Annotated in this window: 13 protein-coding genes; 9 read left to right on the forward strand and 4 right to left on the reverse strand. The window is 71.6% G+C overall.

Features of this window, described 5'->3' with window-relative positions:
• Positions 1 to 35 precede the first annotated feature (35 nt).
• The 7 genes from HHX41_RS38930 (at position 36) to HHX41_RS38960 (ending at position 7433) form a co-directional block, all read left to right on the forward strand.
• Entirely contained in the window at positions 36 to 983 is a 948-nt protein-coding gene (locus tag HHX41_RS38930) for a hypothetical protein (RefSeq protein WP_182909942.1), read from the forward strand.
• Positions 984 to 1051: 68 nt separating this feature from the next.
• Positions 1052 to 2704 carry a murein biosynthesis integral membrane protein MurJ gene (gene murJ, locus HHX41_RS38935; protein ID WP_182909943.1) on the forward strand — a complete coding sequence of 551 codons (1653 nt, stop codon included), beginning with the start codon at positions 1052 to 1054 and terminating at the stop codon, positions 2702 to 2704.
• Positions 2705 to 3008: 304 nt separating this feature from the next.
• Positions 3009 to 4121, forward strand: a complete 1113-nt coding sequence (locus HHX41_RS38940) for a glycosyltransferase family 4 protein (RefSeq protein ID WP_182909944.1) — start codon at positions 3009 to 3011, stop codon at positions 4119 to 4121.
• 276 nt (positions 4122 to 4397) lie between these two features.
• Positions 4398 to 5411 (forward strand): TerC family protein, encoded by a 1014-nt coding sequence (locus HHX41_RS38945; protein WP_182909945.1) that lies wholly within the window; start codon positions 4398 to 4400, stop codon positions 5409 to 5411.
• Between the two features lie 139 nt (positions 5412 to 5550).
• A complete protein-coding gene (locus HHX41_RS38950) occupies positions 5551 to 6210 on the forward strand; it encodes a phosphatidylserine decarboxylase (protein ID WP_169986066.1) in 660 nt (219 codons plus the stop codon).
• A complete protein-coding gene (gene pssA / locus HHX41_RS38955) occupies positions 6197 to 7036 on the forward strand; it encodes a CDP-diacylglycerol--serine O-phosphatidyltransferase (protein ID WP_169986016.1) in 840 nt (279 codons plus the stop codon). The genes HHX41_RS38950 and pssA overlap by 14 nt, the downstream gene beginning before the upstream one ends.
• A gap of 100 nt (positions 7037 to 7136) precedes the next feature.
• Positions 7137 to 7433 carry a hypothetical protein gene (locus HHX41_RS38960; RefSeq protein WP_030507339.1) on the forward strand — a complete coding sequence of 99 codons (297 nt, stop codon included), beginning with the start codon at positions 7137 to 7139 and terminating at the stop codon, positions 7431 to 7433.
• Positions 7434 to 7604: 171 nt separating this feature from the next.
• Here the strand turns inward: HHX41_RS38960 and menC are convergent, their stop codons facing one another.
• From menC to HHX41_RS38980, 4 genes are all read right to left on the reverse strand, one after another.
• Entirely contained in the window at positions 7605 to 8705 is a 1101-nt protein-coding gene (gene menC, locus HHX41_RS38965; protein WP_182909946.1) for an o-succinylbenzoate synthase, read from the reverse strand.
• A 54-nt stretch (positions 8706 to 8759) separates the two neighbouring features.
• Entirely contained in the window at positions 8760 to 10166 is a 1407-nt protein-coding gene (locus tag HHX41_RS38970; protein ID WP_220504834.1) for a gluconate:H+ symporter, read from the reverse strand.
• A gap of 149 nt (positions 10167 to 10315) precedes the next feature.
• Positions 10316 to 10960: an MBL fold metallo-hydrolase gene (locus HHX41_RS38975; protein ID WP_169986012.1), complete on the reverse strand. Its 645-nt coding sequence runs from the start codon at positions 10958 to 10960 to the stop codon at positions 10316 to 10318.
• Complete coding sequence (locus HHX41_RS38980; RefSeq protein WP_182909947.1) at positions 10957 to 11847, reverse strand: maleylpyruvate isomerase family mycothiol-dependent enzyme; 891 nt, start codon at positions 11845 to 11847, stop codon at positions 10957 to 10959. Before HHX41_RS38980 ends, HHX41_RS38975 begins: the two co-directional genes overlap by 4 nt.
• 271 nt (positions 11848 to 12118) lie before the next feature.
• Here HHX41_RS38980 and uvrA point away from each other — a divergent pair, with 271 nt between their 5' ends.
• Both uvrA and HHX41_RS38990 read left to right on the forward strand, forming a co-directional pair.
• Positions 12119 to 14959 carry an excinuclease ABC subunit UvrA gene (uvrA, locus tag HHX41_RS38985; RefSeq protein WP_182909948.1) on the forward strand — a complete coding sequence of 947 codons (2841 nt, stop codon included), beginning with the start codon at positions 12119 to 12121 and terminating at the stop codon, positions 14957 to 14959.
• A 164-nt stretch (positions 14960 to 15123) separates the two neighbouring features.
• The gene (locus HHX41_RS38990) at positions 15124 to 15564 is read left to right on the forward strand and encodes a Rieske (2Fe-2S) protein (RefSeq protein ID WP_182909949.1); all 441 of its coding nucleotides are present in this window, start codon (positions 15124 to 15126) and stop codon (positions 15562 to 15564) included.
• Positions 15565 to 15684: the final 120 nt, after the last annotated feature.

The following is a 15684-nucleotide window of genomic DNA, read 5'->3' on the forward strand; positions in this document are numbered from 1 at the left end:
CCGCCGGCACACCAACGGAGAGAAGGGCAACAGCCGTGGCCACACGTTCCCAGGCCGGCACCCGCGCCGCCGCGGCGCTCGGGGCCGCCGTCGGCGCCGCGCTCGGCGCCGTCGCCGCGCGCGCCGCCTTCGCCGCGTTCCGGCGCCGCCCGCCCATCGGTGACGAGAAGACCGCCGACGAGTACTGGACCCGGGTCAACCACCGGGGCGAGCCGGTCACGCTGCTGGAGGGCCCGGCGTTCGCCGCCGGCGCGGTCGCCGCCTCCGCCCTCGCCCCCGGCCTGCCCGTACGCACCCGGGCGGCGGCCGTGCTCGCCGGCGCGGGCAGCGGCGTCCTCGGTGCGTACGACGACCTGTTCGGCTCGACCTCGTCGAAGGGGTTCAAGGGGCACCTGGCCGCGCTCGCGCGTGGCGAGGTGACCAGCGGAGCGGTCAAGATCCTCGGCATCGGCGCGACCGGGCTCGCCGCGGCGGCGCTCGCCCCCCGCGACGGCCGGGGCATGGTGACGCGGTCTCTCGACACCCTCATCGACGGCGCGCTGATCGCCGGCAGCGCCAACCTGGCCAACCTGTTCGACCTGCGGCCCGGCCGCGCGATCAAGGTCGGGCTGCTCGCCGGGGCGCCCCTGCTGGCCGCCTCGGTCGCGGCGCCGTACGGCCCGCGCTCCCGCCAGGCGGCCGCGCTGACCGCCGTTCCGCTGGGCGCGGCGGCGGCGCTGCTGCCCGAGGACCTGGGCGAGCGGGCGATGCTCGGCGACGCCGGGGCGAACGCGCTCGGCGCGCTGCTCGGCCTGGCGGCCACCGCCCGGCTGGGCCGGCCCGGCCGGATCGCCGCCCTCGGTGTCGTCGCCGCTCTCACCGCGGCCTCGGAGAAGGTCAGCTTCACCAAGGTCATCGCCGGCAACCGGGTGCTCAACCGCCTGGACATGCTCGGCCGCCGCGCTCCGCAGACCGCCCCCGGCACGTCGGGGCCGCGCGGGTGACCTGGACGACCAGGGTCGTCCGCGACGGCGTACGGCACCGGCATGGATAAGCGGCGTGGATAAGCGGCATGGTTAGACGACTCGGGGCGGGGATCGCCGGGGCGGCGGTCCTCATCGGGGTCATCACGGTCCTGGCCCGGGTGACAGGCTTCGCCAAGCAGCTGGCGTTCGCCCGCACGGTCGGCACGAACTGCCTGGCCAGCGCCTACTACACGGCCAACAACGTGCCGAACATCGTCTTCGAGGTCGTGGCGGGCGGCGCGCTCGCCGGGATGGTCGTCCCGGTGCTCGCCGGCGCCGCCGCCAGATCGGACGGCGGGGCGCGCGACGAGATCGGCCGGATCGCCTCCGCGCTGCTGACCTGGGTGCTGGTGCTGCTGGTGCCGCTCGCGGCGCTGACCACGCTGGTCGCGGTGCCCGTGGCGCGCCTGCTCGTCGGCTCCGAGGTGGGAGGCTGCGACCCCGGTCAGGTCGCCGCCGTGGCCGCGCGCATGCTGGTCGTCTTCGCGCCGCAGATCCCGTTGTACGGCATGGCCGTGGTGCTCTACGGCGTGCTGCAGGCCCATCGCCGCTTCTCGGGGCCGGCGCTGGCGCCGCTGGTGTCGAGCGTGGTGGTCATCGTCGCGTACCTTGCCTTCGGTCCGCTCAGCGGCGGCCACAAGGATCCCGCCACGGTGCCGGGACCGGCCGAGATCGCGCTGTCGGCGGGCACGACGCTCGGGGTGCTGGCCCTGGTGGTCACCGTGGTCGGGCCCACGTGGCGGCTCGGCCTGCGATGGCGGCCCACGCTCCGCTTTCCCGAGGGCGTCGCCGTACAGGTGCGGCGGCTGGCCCTGGCCGGGCTGAGCGCGCTGGTCGCCCAGCAGGCCGCCGCGGCGATCCTGATCCCCGTGGCCAACCGCGTCGGCGGGGGCGCGCTGCCCGCCTACAACTACGCTTGGGCGATCTATCAGGTGCCGTACGCCGTGCTCGCGGTGCCCATCGCGACCAGCGCGTTCCCCGCGCTCGCCGCACGGGCACAGGCCGAGGCCGAGGGCTTCGCGGCGCTGGCGGCGCGGACGACCCGCGCGGTCGTGCTGGTCTGCGGCCTGGCGGCCGGCGCGCTCGCCGCCATCGCGGGACCGGTCGCGCACGTCTTCCTCGCCCAGGCGGACACCGAGGTCGCCGCGGCCGAGTTCGCCCGGGGGATCGCGCTGTTCGCGCCGGGGCTGATCGGGTACGGCCTGGTGGCCCACCTCAGCCGGGTGCTGTACGCCGCGGGGCAGGGCAGGGCGGCGGCCCGGGGGCAGGTCGCCGGATGGCTGGTCGTGGCCGTCGCCCAGGTGGCGTTCGTCATCGTGCTGCCGGACGGCTGGGGTCTGGGCGGGCTCGCGCTCGGCCAGGCGGCCGGCATGACCGTGGGGGCCGCGCTGCTGCTGGCCTCGGTCGTGCGGGCGCGGGGAGCGCGGGCCGTCCACGGCGTCGCGCGGGCCGGTCTGGCAGCCCTGCTGGGCGGGGGTGCGGGGTTCCTCGCGGGAGCGGCGGCCGCCCGGCTTCCCCTGGCGGGGGCAGGGCCGTGGGGCGGTCTCCTCACGGCCGCTCTGGCCGGTCTGACGGCCGTGGTCGCGGGGCTCCTCGTCGCCGCGCTCGTGGACCGCGCGGACCTGGCGGCCGCCCTGTCCGGAGTCAGACGCGGGAGAGTCGCGAGTCCGGCGGACCCGCCGGCCGAGGAGGCGGTGTGAGCGAGCGTAGTGAGCGAGTAGATGAGCACGGTGTCTGGCGAATGCCACTTCGAGCCGCAGGCGAGGAGGAGGCATGAGCGAGCGTAGCGAGCGAGTAGATGAGCACGGTGCCTGGCGCATGCCACTTCGAGCCGCAGGTGAGGAGGAGGCATGAGCGAGCGTAGCGAGCGAGTGGATGAGCACGGTGTCTGGCGCATGCCACTTCGAGCCGCAGGTGAGGAGGAGGCATGAGCGAGCGTAGCGAGCGAGTAGATGAGCACGGTGCCTGGCGCATGCCACTTCGAGCCGCAGGCGAGGAGGAGGCATGAGCCGGATAGTGCTCGTGCTGGGGTCGAGCGTGGGGGGTGTGGGCCGGCACGTGCGGATGCTCGCCGGCGGGCTGGTCGCGCGGGGGCACCGGGTGCTGGTCGCGGGCCCCGGCAGCACCGAGGAGGCCTTCGGCTTCACCGGCACCGGCGCGGGCTTCGCCGAGGTCGAGATCGCCGACCGGCCGCACCCCGCGCACGACCTGCGGACCGCCCTGCGCCTGCGTAAGCTCGCCCGCGGCGCGGACGTCGTCCACGCCCACGGGCTGCGGTCCGGGGCGCTTGCCGCGCTCGCCCTCACCGGGGCGCGGGGATGGCCGCGCCTCGTGGTCACTCTGCACAACGCGGTCACGGCGGGCGGGGCGATCGGGACGGTCTACCGGCTGCTGGAACGGATCGTCGCCCGGCGCGCGGACCGGGTTCTGGCGATCTCGCCGGACGTCGCGGAGCGCATGCGGGCGAGGGGCGCACGCGGGGTGGACCTCGCGGTGGTGCCCGCGCCGCCGCTCGCGAAACCCGCTCGCCCGGCCGAGAAGGTGCGGGCCGAGATCGTCGCCCGGCTGTCCGGCTCGGCGGCCGCGACACCGGCCGCGCGGGAGCGGCCGATCCTCCTCACGGTCGCCCGGCTGGCCCAGCAGAAGGGCCTGGAGACGCTGCTCGACGCGGCGGCCGGGCCGTACAAGGGGGATCCGGTCTTCGTGATCGCGGGCGACGGGCCGTTGCGCGCGGAGCTTCAGTCCCGTGTCGGCGCCGAGGAACTGCCCGTGGTCCTGTACGGCTGGGCCGACCCGGCCGACCTGCTTCAGGTCGCGACGGCGGTGATCGTGCCCAGCAGATGGGAAGGGCAGCCGCTGAGCGTCCAGGAGGCGCTGCGGGCGGGCAGGCCGATCATCGCGACCCGGGTGGGGGGCATCCCGGAGATGGTGGGCGAGGCGGCCCTGCTGGTGCCGCCGCAGGACCCGGGCGCGCTGAGCCGGGAGATCGGCCGCCTGCTCGGCGATCCCGCCCTGGCCGCCCGCCTGGCGCAGGCCTCCGTACGCCGGGGCCGGGAACTGCCCGACGAGGACGCGGCGCTGCGTGCGGTGCTCAGGGCGTACGGGCTGGCGTCGTAGCGGTGATCGGGGTGGCTGGAGGGTGCGAATATCCTCCCGCGCCGGTGACAGAAGACCGTCGGCCCGGTGAGCCATCGCTGGTTCGGCCGAGGATCGCCGACGTTCCGGCAAGGATTAGGTGAGGCTAAGTCTGATCCATATACTGGACGGGTTGGGGGGGAGTATCCCTTCGCGGCGGTTCCGTCATCACGGTGTCAGCACCCGGGGCCGTCGGTCCGTGCGCGTACGGGCGGGAGAGACCTCCGGCAGTGTGTTCAGCGCGCGCCGGAGGTAATCGTGGTACATGCACCCCTGTGGTTGTGGGCCCTGGTCATCGTGGGTCTCCTCGTTGTGGTCGCCGTCGACCTGTGGATCGTGGATCGGGGTGAACCACGTGAGTTCTCGATGCGGCAGGCCAGCATCTGGGTGGGCTTCTACGTCTGCCTGGCGGTGCTGTTCGGCATCGGGTTAACGATTTGGGAGGGCCCAGGGACCGGTGGCGAGTTCTTCGCGGGCTATCTGACGGAATACAGCCTCAGCGTCGACAACCTGTTCGTCTTCTACATCATCATGACCCGCTTCGGGGTGCCCCGGATCTACCAGCACAAGGTCCTGCTCGTGGGCATCGTCCTCGCGCTCGTCATGCGCGGGATCTTCATCGCCATCGGGGCCGCCGCGCTGAGCCGCTTCGGCTGGCTGCTGTACGCGTTCGGGTTCTTCCTGATCTACACGGCGTACACGCTGATCCGGGACCACAACAAGGATGACGAGGAGTTCAACGAGAACATCCTCCTGCGCTGGGCCCGGCGGGTCTTCCCGACCACGCCGGACTACGTCGGCTCCCGGGTGACCGTGCGGGTGGACGGCAAGCGCATGGTGACGCCCATGCTGATCGTGATGATCGCGATCGGCACCACCGATCTGCTGTTCGCCCTCGATTCGATTCCGGCCATCTTCGGTCTCACGAAGGCGGCCTTCATCGTGTTCTCCGCGAACGCGTTCGCCCTGATGGGACTGCGTCAGCTCTACTTCCTGCTCGGCGGTCTGCTGCAGCGGCTGGTCTACATCAGCTACGGATTGGCGTTCATCCTCGGTTTCATCGGGGTTAAGCTGATTCTCGAAGCACTTCACGAAAACGAGGTCTCCTGGGCTCCTCAGATCCCCATCTGGGTGTCGCTGGCAGTCATCGGCGTGACCATGGCCGTGACCACCGTCGCCAGTCTCATCAAGGCTCGCCGCGACGACAGGACCACCACTCCGGCGGAAGCCTCGCAAGCGGAGGCCTCTCAGGCGGAAGCCCCGCAGGGCTAGCGAAAACGGGCACTCACCCTGTTTGCTTGTTCTCGTTGTGCCACACATTGACTGCCGGATCGGTAATATCGATCGTTAGCTCGCATGCCGGTCCATAGTCGCCAGAAGAGTACAAAGGTCATCTGTGTCCAACGAATCGTTGCCCCGCGGCCCTGAATCCGGGCTCGCGGGAAGTGCCCGGGGACGAGTCAGACTCGCACGCGGGGTGTCCCCGTGGCTGGCTCCGACCGCCGCGGCGGCGGCCGTCACCGCCGTTCTCACCCGAAGGTCGCCCCGTTGGGCGCTGGCCGCGGCGCCACTCGCCGCGCTGACCGGCGGGATGCTCTGGTTCTTCCGCGATCCCGAGCGCGTGCCCGGCGAGGGCAGGATCATCTCTCCCGCCGACGGCGTCGTGCAGAGCATCGACCCCTGGCCGGACGGCCGGACCCGGGTCGCGATCTTCATGAGTCCGCTGAACGTACACGTCAACCGGGCGCCCACGGCCGGCACGGTCACCTCGGTCGAGCACGTGCCCGGCGGCTTCGTGCCGGCCTTCAACAAGGACAGCGACAACAACGAGCGCGTCGTCTGGCATTTCGACACCGTGCTCGGGGACATCGAGATGGTCCAGATCGCCGGCGCCGTCGCGCGCCGCATCGTGCCGTACCTGTTCGCGGGCGCGAAGGTCGTCCAGGGCGAGCGGGTCGGACTGATCCGTTTCGGCTCCCGGGTGGACGTCTACCTGCCCGAGGGCATCAGGCCGGCGGTCACCGTCGGCACCCGGACCGTCGCGGGGGTGACACGTCTTGACCACGTCTGACCTCGGAGCCGAAGCCTCCTGGCCGGTGGAGGAGGCGACCGAGGAGCCACGCGGGCCCGTCGGCAAGGCCTTCCGCCTGTCGGCCGCCGACTCCCTGTCGCTCGGCAACGCCCTCAGCGGCTTCCTCGCCGTCTGCGTGCTCGCCTGGTCGGCGATCAGCGACCTGCAGGCCAGCGGCAAGTTCGCCCCCGACCCGCGCTTCTTCGGCACCGCCGTGGTGCTGCTGCTCATCGGCGCGACCTGCGACCTGTTCGACGGCCTGGTGGCGAGGAAGTTCCGCGCGTCCGCGATGGGCGCCGAACTGGACAACCTCGCCGACGTGATCAGCTTCGGCTTCGCGCCCGCCTTCATGGTGATGATCTGGGCCGGCTTCTCCGGCAAGCTCCCGCTGTGGCTGGTGCTGTGCGCGGCCGGGTCCGTCCTGCTCGCCGGCGTGGTACGGCTGGCACGCTTCGCCTGCGTGAAGACCAAGAGCGGCGACTTCATGGGCCTGCCGATCCCGATGGGCGCCATGACCGTGGTGTCGATCGTGCTGCTCTTCCAGCCGAACTACCTCACGATCGCCGCCATCTTCGGGGTGGCCTGGCTGATGGTCAGCCGCATCGAGTACCCCAAGCCGAAGGGCAACCTGGCGGCCGTCGTGCTGGCCTGGATGCTGATCAACGTGGCGTGCCTGACGATCTGGGCGGCCGGTCTCGCCGGCGGCGACCAGCTGATCAAGGTGGGCGCCACGATGCAGATCGCGATCGTCTCAGCGATTCCGCTTCGGGTTCTCATGTTCAAACAGCAGCAACGCAGGGAACGACGCTCGGAGAACGCGGGCTGACGTCGTCGCACGGACAGGGCCCCGGTCGGCTGGGGCCCGCCACCTTGGGCCCGGCCAATCCTGTGGAGAAAACGCCTAGTCCAATGGAGCCCTGGTCGCCATGCCTCGTGAGCACACCCGGACGTACTTCCTCGGCAAACTGGCCCGCGAGCTTGAGCTGCGGGGACTGGAGGCGTCCCTGCGCCCCGATCCGCCGTCGCTGAAGGTCCGCGACCCGGACGCGGCGCTGTTCACCGAGACCGTCGACTGCGTCGCGATGTCGGACGGCTGGTTCTACCGCTGGTCCTGGGGCGACGTGGTGGAGAGCGCGGAGGAGCCCGCTCTCGCGGCCGACCGCATCGTCAAGGTCTTCACCACCGGCGAGCCCCGGCCGCACCCTGCCCTCGGCGACGCCTGACGGGTCGCTTCCTGCCCTCGGCGGCGCCTGACGGGTCGCTTCCTGCCCTCGGCGGCGCCTGACGGGTCGCTTCCTGCCCTCGGCGGCGCCTGACGGGTCGCTTCCTGCCCTCGGCGGCGCCTGACGGGCCGGCATCGTGCCCTTGGCGACGCCCGGCGGTCGCATCCTTCCTTACAGGCGGATCCACTCCGTCGCCGTGGTGACCTCGTCCAGGACGTCCGGAACGGGGTCCACGCCCAGCCCAGGGCCGTCCGGCACGTCGAGGTGCCCGCCGTCCAGCTCGAACGGCGGGGTCACGTCCGTGTGGAAGTAGCGCCGGGAGGCGGAGGTGTCGCCCGGGAGCGTGAAGCCGGGCAGCGCGGCCAGCGCGACGTTGGCGGCCCGGCCGATGCCGGTCTCCAGCATGCCGCCGCACCAGACCGCGACGCCGTGGGCGCGGCACAGGTCGTGGATGCGCCGGGCCTCCAGGTAACCGCCCACCCGCCCCGGCTTGATGTTGATCACCGAGCAGGCGCCGAGGCTGATCGCCGCCGCCGCGTGGGCGGCGGACTCGATCGACTCGTCCAGGCAGATCGGGGTACGGATCGACCGGGCGAGCCGGGCGTGTTGAACGAGGTCGTCGTCGGCCAGCGGCTGCTCGATCAGCAGCAGGTCGAAGTCGTCCAGCCGGGCCAGGTGCCGGGCGTCCGCGAGCGTGTAGGCCGCGTTGGCGTCCACCTGGAGCAGCAGCTCCTCCCCGAACCGCTCGCGGACCGCGCGGACCGGCGCCACGTCCCACCCCGGCCCGATCTTCAGCTTGACCCGTACGTACCCCTCCTCGACGTACGCTCCGACCGTGTCGAGCAGTTCGGCCACCGAGCCCATGATCCCGACCGAGACGCCGCAGGGGACGCGGTCGCGGGTGGCGCCGAGGTAGCGGGCGAAGGACTCGCCGGTGATCCGGAGCGACGCGTCGAGCACCGCCGCCTCCAGCGCCGCCTTGGCCATCCGGTGACCCTTGAACGGCGCGAGGGCGGGACCGACGGCCTGGGGGTCCAGTCCGCGGGGCAGCGCGGGGATCAGGAAACGCCGCAGCACGTCGGCCGCCGCGTCCACGTACTCGGAGGAGTAGAGCGGCTCGGACATCGCCACGCACTCGCCCCAGCCCTCGGCCTCCGGCGTCACCACCCGCACCAGCAGGACGTCGCGTGCGGTCTCGGTGCCGAACGACGTCCGGAACGGCGCGACGAGCGGCATCGCGATCCGGCGCAGTTCGATTCCAGTGATCTCCATGAGGTGCCCGGCTCCAGGGAAAGGACGGTTTGCGCCGTTCACTATACGGACGTCTCAGACCACCAGCCCGAGCAGGAGCACGCAGCAGAACGACACCACGGAGATGACCGTCTCCATGATCGACCAGCTCCTGATCGTCTCGCCGACGGACATCCCGAGGTACTCCTTGACCAGCCAGAACCCGGCGTCGTTCACGTGGGAGAAGAACAGCGACCCGGCGCCGATGGCGAGCACGAGCAGGGCGACGTGGGCGGGGGACTGACCGGCGGCCAGCGGCGCGGCGATCCCGGCGGCGGAGATCGTGGCGACGGTCGCGGAACCGGTGGCCAGCCGGATGCCGACGGCGATCAGCCAGCCGAGCACCAGCACGGGTACGCTCGCGCCCTGCGCGGCCTCGCCGATGACCTTGCCGACGCCCGAGTCGACCAGGGTCTGCTTGAAGCCGCCGCCCGCGCCGACGATTAGCAGGATTCCGGCGATCGGCGGCAGCGAGTCGGCGATCGCCGAGGAGATCCGGGCCCGGCCGAAGCCCGCGGCGCGGCCCAGCGTGAACATCGCCACGATCACTCCGATCAGCAGGGCGATCAGGGGAGTGCCGAGGACCTCGAACAGGGTGCGCACCGTATGGTCCTCCGGCAGGACGATCTCCACGACGGCCCGGCCCAGCATCAGCACGACCGGCAGCAGGATCGTGGCCACCGTGACGCCGAAGCCCGGCCGGGGGCGCTCCCCGTCCTCCGGTTCCGCGTCCTTCGTCTCCGGGGTCTGTTCGCGTTCCAGCCGCTCCGGCGGCGCCGGTCGCACCCACCGGGCGGCGAGCCTTGCGAACAGCGGGCCGGACACGATCACGGTCGGGATCGCCACCAGCAGGCCCAGCCCGAGCGTGAGCCCGAGGTCCGCCTTGAGGGTGTCGATCGCGACCAGCGGCCCGGGATGCGGGGGCACCAAGCCGTGCAGGACGGACAGGCCCGCGAGGGCGGGGACCGCGATCAGCAGCAGCGGACGGCCGCTCCGCCGGGCCACCAGCAGGATGACGGGGATCAGCAGGACCAGCCCGATCTCGAAGAACATCGGCAGTCCGATGAGCACCGCGATCAGCGTCACCGCCCATGGCAGCGCCCGGTCACCGCTGCGGCGCAGGATGCCGTCGACGATCTCGTCGGCCCCGCCCGAGTCGGCCAGGAGCTTGCCCAGCATCGCCCCGAGGGCGATGAGCACGCCAACTCCGGCGACGGTCGAGCCCAGACCGGCGGAGAAGCTGTCGATCAGCTTGTCGGGGGCCATGCCGGCCACCAGGCCGAGCACGCCCGAGCCGAGCGCGAGAGCGAGGAACGGGTGGGTCCGCAGCTTGGTGATCAGCAGCACGATGACCGCGATGCCGGCCAGGGCGGCCACGATGAGGCGGGTGTCGTGGCCGCTCCACGCGGCCGCGCCGGCGAGGGGGGTCATGAGGGGGGTCATCCGGGGGCTCCTCCGACGGTCCGTGCGGTAGCCGCTGCCCCGCAGGAGCCCTCCGAATCACGCAGACGACGCGGCCCCGTTCGGGACGGAACCGCGGCGCCGGGACGAGCCGGCGCCCCGGGGCGGGACGCCGGCCGTACCGGCGTCCGTCACCAGCCGCGGGCTTTCCACTCCGGCAGGTGCGGCCGCTCGGCGCCGAGGGTGGTGTCCCTGCCGTGGCCGGGGTAGACCCAGGTCTCGTCGGCCAGCCGGTCGAAGATCCGTTCCACGACGTCGGTGAACAGCTGCTCGAACCGGGCCGGGTCCTTCTGCGTGTTGCCGACGCCGCCGGGGAACAGGGAGTCGCCGGTGAACAGGTGGCGGTCCCGGTAGAGCAGCGCGATCGAGCCGGGGGTGTGGCCGCGCAGGTGGATGACGTCCAGCGTCACCACGCCGACCGTCACCCGGTCGCCGTGCTCGACCTCCCTGGTCACCTTCACCGGCAGTTCGGGGGCGTCGAGTGGGTGGGCGACGGTCTGAGCTCCGGTGGCCCGCGCGACCTCCTCCAGGGCCATCCAGTGGTCGGGGTGCCGGTGGGTGGTCACGATGGCGCTGATCGGCATGTCGCCGATGAGATCGAGCAGCCGGTCGGGCTCGGCCGCCGCGTCGATCAGCACCCCGTCGCCGGTCTCCGCGCACCGCAGCAGGTACGCGTTGTTGCCGAAGTCGCCGACCTCGATCTTCGAGATCGTCAGCCCGGGGACCTCGCGGACGTCGGCGGGCCCGTCCTTTGTGACGTTTCCGGTATAGGTCATGATCGTTCCTCTCTGGGTTCCCGGCTCTGGTTCCCGGCGGGTGGCCAGGACGACGGTGGTTCGGCGGGCAGGCCCGCGGGGGACGGCTTCGGCCAGGGCGGCGGGGACGGCGGCCCCCCGGCCGCGTCGCGCCGGGGGCGCGCATCGGGAGTGTCGCGCCGGAGGCGGGCATCGGGAGCGTCGAGCCGGGGAGGCGCCTGTGGTGCACCGAATCGCAGGCCCGCGCCGTCGGTCCTGCCCGCGAGCCACGCGAGCAGCTCGCGCGGCGTCCCCTCCACGACGGGGCCGTCGCCGAGACCCGTCCAGGTCCGTACGACCTCGCCGGTGCCCGGCTCGCGGGCGACGACCTCGCCCGCCGGGCTCTCACTGCCGAGCCAGAGCATCGTGTCGTGCAGCTCTCGTCTCACGTACGTCTCGGGCCAGTCGGCCCATCCGTAGCCTGCCCCGAGGTCGGCGTGGTGCACCTCGACCTCCCTGAGCCGCCGGATCGGGACGTACCAGGCGGGGTGGTCGGGCGGGTTCATCCCCGAGACCAGCGCGGTCCACGCCGCGGCGGGCATCCGCCGGACCGCCGCCGCGAACCGCCCGGCGCTGTCGCGGAGGTCGGCGAGCTGCTCGGCGGCGGGGCGGGCCGCCCCCGCCTCGATGTCGGCCTCGCGGGCCCGCGCCGAGGCGTACTGCGGGGTGCGCACCCCCGTGCGCGCCCAGGACAGCAGGTTGACGTAGCTGTCGGCGTTGCGGGCGACGTGCGTGAGCACGTGGCCCCTCGTCCAGCCGGGCAGCAGGGAGGGCGCGCGGAGATCCTCGTCGGTGAGGCGGGCGGCGGTTGCCAGCAGGCGCCCGGTCGCCTCGGCGAGCTCCCGCTCGATCTCGTCGATAACGGACATGGAGAGAATCATGGCCCCTGGCACCCCCGGCTGCCGTCCCCACACCCGCCAGGGAAGAGGACGGCGCCCGCGGCGGTTGTATGAGCAGGGGTTTCCTGCGGATGGCAGGCATCGGTTTGACGAAGCTCATACCCTGGTTCACGGAGCGTGTCCCACACAGCACGCGGGGCCGCCCCCTCCGGCCGCCGCACGATGCCCCCCGAAATTGTCGGTGGCTCTGGATAGCCTGCCCGTGCACCTCCATTCACCTCATCGACCTATCGGGACCACCGTGGCTGACCGCCTGATCGTGCGTGGCGCACGCGAACACAATTTGAAGGACGTCTCGCTCGACCTCCCGCGAGACGCTCTGATCGTCTTCACCGGACTGTCGGGCTCCGGCAAGTCCAGCCTGGCCTTCGACACGATCTTCGCCGAGGGACAGCGGCGGTACGTGGAGTCCCTGTCCGCGTACGCCCGGCAGTTCCTGGGTCAGATGGACAAGCCCGACGTCGACTTCATCGAGGGCCTGTCCCCGGCCGTCTCCATCGACCAGAAGTCCACCAGCCGCAACCCCCGTTCGACCGTCGGCACGATCACCGAGGTCTACGACTACCTGCGCCTGCTGTGGGCGCGCATCGGCAAGCCGCACTGCCCGCAGTGCGCGCGCCCGATCGCCCGGCAGACGCCGCAGCAGATCGTGGACCGTGTGCTCGAACTGGAGGAGGGCACCCGGTTCCAGGTCCTCGCCCCGATCGTCCGAGGCCGCAAGGGGGAGTACGCCGAGCTGTTCCGCGAGCTGCAGACCAAGGGCTATGCCCGGGCCCGCGTCGACGGCACGATCGTGCGCCTGGAGGAACCGCCCACCCTCAAGAAGTACGAGAAGCACGACATCGAGGTGATCGTCGACCGTCTGTCGGTCAAGGAGAGCGCGCGGCGCAGGCTGACCGACTCGGTGGAGACGGCGCTGCAGCTGTCCGGCGGCACCATCACGCTCGACTTCGTCGACCTGCCGGACGACGACCCCAACCGTGAGCGCTTCTACTCCGAGCACCTCTACTGCCCCTACGACGACCTGTCGTTCGAGGAGCTGGAGCCGCGGTCGTTCTCGTTCAACTCGCCCTTCGGCGCCTGTCCCGAGTGCACCGGCCTCGGCACCCGCATGGAGGTCGATCCCGATCTCCTCGTCCCCGACCCCGAGCGCACGCTCGGCGACGGCGCCATCAGCCCGTGGGCGAACGGCCACACCAGCGACTATTTCGTACGGCTGCTGGAGGCGCTGGGCAACGGGCTCGGCTTCGACCTCGACACCCCGTGGGAGCGGCTGCCGAAGAAGGCGCAGAAGGCGATCCTGCACGGCCACGACGAGCAGGTCCACATCCGCTACAGCAACCGGTACGGCAGGCAGCGGTCGTACTACACCGACTTCGAGGGCGTGATCCCCTGGGTGCAGCGCCGGCACGCCGAGTCGGAGAGCGACGCCAGCCGCGAGCGGTTCGAGGGCTTCATGCGCGAGGTCCCCTGCCCGGCCTGCAAGGGCCGTCGTCTGAAGCCGGTCTCGCTGGCCGTGACCGTCGGGGACGCCTCGATCGCCGAGGTCTCGGGGATGTCGATCGCCGACTGCGCGAAGTTCCTGTCCGGCCTGCGGCTGTCGGAGCGGGACATGCACATCGCCGAGCGGGTGGTCAAGGAGATCAACGCCCGGCTGGGCTTCCTGCTCGACGTCGGCCTCGACTACCTCACGCTCGACCGCGCCGCCGGCACGCTCGCCGGTGGCGAGGCGCAGCGGATCAGGCTGGCCACACAGATCGGCTCCGGCCTGGTCGGCGTGCTGTACGTGCTGGACGAGCCGTCGATCGGCCTGCACCAGCGGGACAACCAGCGGCTGCTGGAGACGCTGATCCGGCTGCGCGACATGGGCAACACGCTGATCGTGGTCGAGCACGACGAGGACACGATCGCCGCCGCCGACTGGGTGGTCGACATCGGCCCCGGCGCGGGCGAGCACGGCGGCCAGGTCGTCGTGTCCGGCACCGTGCAGGAACTGCTCGCCAGCGAGGAGTCGCTGACCGGCGCGTACCTGTCGGGCCGCAAGGCGATCACCGTGCCGGAGATCCGGCGCCCGCGGGACAGGAAGCGGCAGCTCGTCGTGAAGGGCGCCCGCGAACACAACCTCAAGGGAGTGGACGTCGAGTTCCCGCTCGGCGTCTTCACCGCGGTCACCGGCGTCTCGGGGTCCGGCAAGTCGACGCTGGTCAACGACATCCTCTACGCGTCGCTGGCCAAGGAACTGAACGGCGCGAAGACCGTGCCGGGACGGCACTCCCGGGTTGTCGGCACCGACCTGGTGGACAAGGTCGTCCACGTCGACCAGTCGCCGATCGGCCGTACGCCGAGGTCCAACCCGGCGACGTACACGGGCGTCTTCGACCACGTGCGCAAGCTGTTCGCCGCCACGACCGAGGCGAAGGTCCGCGGCTACCTGCAGGGCCGCTTCAGCTTCAACGTCAAGGGCGGGCGCTGCGAGGCCTGCTCCGGCGACGGCACCATCAAGATCGAGATGAACTTCCTGCCGGACGTCTACGTCCCCTGTGAGGTCTGCCACGGCGCCCGGTACAACCGGGAGACGCTGGAGGTCCACTACAAGGGCAAGACGATCTCCGAGGTCCTCGACATGCCGATCGAGGAGGCGCTGGGGTTCTTCGAGGCGATCCCCGCCATTCGCCGTCACCTGCAGACCTTGCACGACGTCGGTCTCGGTTACGTACGGCTGGGCCAGCCGGCGACCACGCTGTCGGGCGGCGAGGCGCAGCGGGTGAAGCTCGCCTCCGAGCTGCAGCGGCGGTCGACCGGTCGCACGGTGTACGTGCTGGACGAGCCCACCACCGGCCTGCACTTCGAGGACATCCGGCGGCTTCTCGGCGTGCTCAACCGGCTCGTGGACGCTGGCAACACGGTGATCGTCATCGAGCACAACCTCGACGTCATCAAGACCGCCGACTGGATCGTCGACATGGGGCCCGAAGGCGGATCCGGGGGCGGCAGGGTCGTCGCCGCCGGCACGCCCGAACAGATCGCCCGCGTCGAGGAGAGCCACACCGGCGCCTTCCTCCGGAAAATTCTGGGCGTATGAGTATTCGTCTCATCTTCTCTCCCTACTCTTCTCCTTCCGACCGCGTCATCCTGAACCGGCCACGGGGTGATGGCCGTACCTGAGAGCACACAGAGTGACGCGTCGCGCAGGGGAAGACCCGGGGCCGTGGACGTCCCGGGCCGCCGCATCAGGGAAGGATGAGCATGACGGATACGACACGCCGAGCCGTGATCTTCGGCGCCGGGGGCGCCGGGCTGGCCGTGGCGCTGAGCGCGTGCGGTGCCTCCGACGGGGACGCCACGGCGTCGGCGGACCAGGGCACGTCCCAGGACGGCCAGCCTCAGGCGGCACAGGGCGGGGGCGAGATCGCGAAGACCTCCGACATCCCCCAGGGCGGCGGCAAGGTCTTCAAGGACCAGGACGTCGTCATCACGCAGCCGGAGGCCGGCACGTTCAAGGCGTTCAGCGCGACCTGCACCCACCAGGGCTGCCCGGTCGCCAGCGTCGCGAACAACGAGATCGTCTGCCCGTGTCACGGCAGCAAGTTCAGCGCCAAGGACGGTGCCGTGACCAACGGACCGGCCACCAAGCCGCTCGCGGAGAAGACCATCACGGTGAGCGGCGACAGCATCACCCTCGCCTAGGGCCTGTATCAAAGTCGATCAGAGCCATTCGTTGATCGCGGCGATGAGGATCGTGGCTTCGTAGCGGACGGCGAGTTTGTCGTAGCGGGTGGCGACAGCGCGGTGGCGTTTGAGCCGGTT

It is taken from the genome of Microbispora sp. H13382 (genome assembly GCF_014161445.1).
Lineage (GTDB): Bacteria > Actinomycetota > Actinomycetes > Streptosporangiales > Streptosporangiaceae > Microbispora.

Excerpts from the sequence above, each read along its gene's own strand:
- HHX41_RS38970 (WP_220504834.1), bottom strand. The coding sequence starts at position 10,166 with ATGACCCCCCTCATGACCCCCCTCGCCGGCGCGGCCGCGTGGAGCGGC.
- murJ (WP_182909943.1), top strand. The coding sequence starts at position 1,052 with ATGGTTAGACGACTCGGGGCGGGGATCGCCGGGGCGGCGGTCCTCATC.
- HHX41_RS38975 (WP_169986012.1), bottom strand. The coding sequence starts at position 10,960 with ATGACCTATACCGGAAACGTCACAAAGGACGGGCCCGCCGACGTCCGC.
- HHX41_RS38990 (WP_182909949.1), top strand. The coding sequence starts at position 15,124 with ATGACGGATACGACACGCCGAGCCGTGATCTTCGGCGCCGGGGGCGCC.
- HHX41_RS38980 (WP_182909947.1), bottom strand. The coding sequence starts at position 11,847 with ATGTCCGTTATCGACGAGATCGAGCGGGAGCTCGCCGAGGCGACCGGG.
- menC (WP_182909946.1), bottom strand. The coding sequence starts at position 8,705 with ATGGAGATCACTGGAATCGAACTGCGCCGGATCGCGATGCCGCTCGTC.
- HHX41_RS38940 (WP_182909944.1), top strand. The coding sequence starts at position 3,009 with ATGAGCCGGATAGTGCTCGTGCTGGGGTCGAGCGTGGGGGGTGTGGGC.
- HHX41_RS38960 (WP_030507339.1), top strand. The coding sequence starts at position 7,137 with ATGCCTCGTGAGCACACCCGGACGTACTTCCTCGGCAAACTGGCCCGC.